This window comes from Pseudomonas sp. LM13, from assembly GCF_041381355.1.
Lineage (GTDB): Bacteria > Pseudomonadota > Gammaproteobacteria > Pseudomonadales > Pseudomonadaceae > Stutzerimonas > Stutzerimonas frequens.
Window position 1 is genome coordinate 1 of sequence record NZ_JACBXH010000093.1, and the last position, 2,512, is coordinate 2,512.

Here is a 2,512-nt window from a genome sequence, read left to right on the forward strand (position 1 = left end):
CGCATGCAGCGAAGGCGCGTCTTGCTCGGCCACGCTCAGAGCTTGTTCTAAGGTCAAAGCGGACACTAACCCTGGAAACGAGAGCGCGCCCATGATCAAGGCGGCCACGTACGGCGGCGCCCAATAAATACGGGGTTTCATTTGCGAAGGATTCCTGATCTTTCATGCGAGCCAAAGGCGCGCGGTAGCCGGCCCGAATGCTCACTCGGGCGGTTCCTATAATTGATCGGAATTAGACGCGGGGTGGATGCCAGACGGCGTCTAAAAGGCTAGAGGGGATCAGGCCGTTATAGGGAGTGGTCACGGGTTTAGCAGCAGGCATCAGCTGGGCTTTTACTGAGACAAGCTGAAGGATACTTGCAGTTTTGCATTCTTGGCCCGTCTTGCAGACGGTCGCCGTTCCATGCTCATTCGCTTCACAGCACTCGTGTTCAGCACCGTCATCGGCGCCAACCATCGAAGCGTGGTCGGTCGTCATGGCGCCCACACCTTCCATATCGGACATCACGTGATGCCCGGACGATCCAACCGGCATGAGCATTTCCGCTATCCCATTGATCGGAAGCGCAAGCACTAGCAGCAGGATAAGGAAGGAGCGCATGTGGAACTTCATAAGTTAGCCTACGAGCCAATCCAAGGGTAATCAATGAGGCAATCCGCCGCTCTGCAACAGAATCTGAGCCGACTGGCGCTAACCAACGCGCGCTTGACGGAGCCGGAGGTCGTTAAACACAACGGATGCTGAGCTGAGGCTCATGGGCAAGGCAGCAATCTTCGGGGACAGCAACTGCCCGGAGAACGGATAGAGCAGGCTTGCGGCGATTGGGATGCTCAGCCCGTTGTACATAAAGGCAAACACACGGTTCTGACGAATATTGCGAACAGTCGCCACCGATAGCGTCCGCGTACGCAGCATCCCCCAGATCTGCCCATCGCTACGCCAACACAGCCCAGGCGAGCGCCGATGCATTGTTATTCCGGTCGCTTGCCCGCTGGTCCTCCTTCACCTTCATCCCGCAGAAGGGGTCTGTGGGTGCTGCTGCAGTACCTTTCGTCTGGTCGGGCTGGTGATGGCACTGCGGAGAGTACATACGGGCACCTTATGGATTGGTCAGCAACGAACGTGGCCTACTGCAGGGCGTCGTGGTTTTTTTCCCAATGCTTGCAGCGTGCGACAACCAGCATACGCAAAGCGTCCTGACCAAAGGCTGAACTAACCATTACATTTCTGTCAGTTTCTCAGCATGTCAGTACGAATGTTGAAGCGAACAGCTGGAAAAGTAGCTCGCACAAATACTTCTTACTGGCCTAGCCTAGGCCTCCATAGTCCGATGCTCGGCCGTATTCATTGATGAAATACCGAACCGTGCAAAGCATAAGCAGCGCAGGTACTCTGTTTTGATAGAAGCCGTAATTTTCGATGTCTATGGCACGCTCCTGCAAATCGGTGAACGACGGCGGCCATTTCGCAAGCTTTTAGAACAGGCACGTAGCCAAGGTCGTCAACCTAGGACCGATGATGCCAGAACATTGATGACACGAAACGTGGGGCTCGCCGGCGCCGCCAGCCTGTTTGGTACACAGCTAAATAACGATGAGCTTGCCGCTCTGGAGCTTGATCTCTACGCGGAACTGACCAGCGTAAGTCCCTATGACGACGCTCTGCGGACACTGGAAAGGCTTAAGAGAGCGGGGCTGAAAGTGGCGCTCTGCTCCAACTTGGCTACCCCCTATGCCATTCCTGCCAAGTTGCTACTGCCTGAGTTTGAGGCCTATGCCTGGAGCTTCGAGGTAGGTGCGGTCAAACCGGAGCCAGCGATCTACGAACATCTGTTAAATCGGTTGGGTTGCAAAGCGCCTTCCATTGCAATGATCGGCGATACATTGGAGGCCGATGTGCTCGGTCCCGAAAGGCTGGGAGTGCATGGCTTCCACCTACGGCGCGATGCCATCCGTGGTCCTGGCCGATTCGCTAGCCTGATCGAATTTGCAGACCACATTTTGGGCATGGGGACTGTCACTAGAACGTAGCACTAGCGCACATTCGAGGTCGCCTCCAGCTATCGGCCTTCAGTTCAAGCACTCGCAACTCGCTTGTAGTGCTTCCCCTGGCCCTAGCGCTCCCGGAGTCCATTCGCGAGCTGGCTGCAGCGGCTGTGATCACGCTGCCGCCTCAGCTTCATGGAGCTTTGCAAGCGCCTCGTACTCTGCGGCGGTCTCTTCCTGGAGCTTGGTCAGTCGGTCACAGTGCCGTGCCATCGACTGCCCCGTGGCAGCTCCAGACTTGAACTTCTGGTGGTCGTGCCGATAGGTGTTGCGCATCGCCTTGTGCTTCTCGGCTTCAGCCAGCGCGTCGCCGGCCAGCGTGCGGTAGTACGCGGCGATGGCCAGATGATTCTCCGGCCTGTCCGCCATAGAGTGGCATCCGAAGTGGCACTTTCTTCCGGTAGGACCTTCCTCCAGTGCCGGCGTCGTATTACGAGGAGATTGCGGCATCGTAATGTCGGGGTCT

The 2,512-nt window shown here is 56.8% G+C and carries 3 protein-coding genes and 2 pseudogenes; 2 read left to right on the forward strand and 3 right to left on the reverse strand.

The features are described 5' to 3' along the window. Positions 1–232: 232 nt before the first annotated feature. The gene (locus tag HZR81_RS23340) at positions 233–613 is read right to left on the reverse strand and encodes a hypothetical protein (RefSeq protein ID WP_313487853.1); all 381 of its coding nucleotides are present in this window, start codon (positions 611–613) and stop codon (positions 233–235) included. A 78-nt stretch (positions 614–691) separates the two neighbouring features. Beyond that, positions 692–931, reverse strand: a pseudogene (locus HZR81_RS23345) (copper-transporting ATPase); the annotation flags it as partial. A 467-nt stretch (positions 932–1,398) separates the two neighbouring features. Here HZR81_RS23345 and HZR81_RS23350 point away from each other — a divergent pair. Then, a complete protein-coding gene (locus HZR81_RS23350; RefSeq protein WP_500129369.1) occupies positions 1,399–2,031 on the forward strand; it encodes an HAD family hydrolase in 633 nt (210 codons plus the stop codon). Positions 2,032–2,066: 35 nt separating this feature from the next. Further along, positions 2,067–2,165: pseudogene (locus HZR81_RS23355) on the forward strand (arsenic resistance protein); the annotation flags it as partial. Here the strand turns inward: HZR81_RS23355 and HZR81_RS23360 are convergent. Continuing rightward, positions 2,161–2,512: hypothetical protein (locus HZR81_RS23360; protein WP_500129370.1), on the reverse strand; the 352-nt coding region annotated here is incomplete at its 5' end. The pseudogene HZR81_RS23355 and the gene HZR81_RS23360 overlap by 5 nt on opposite strands.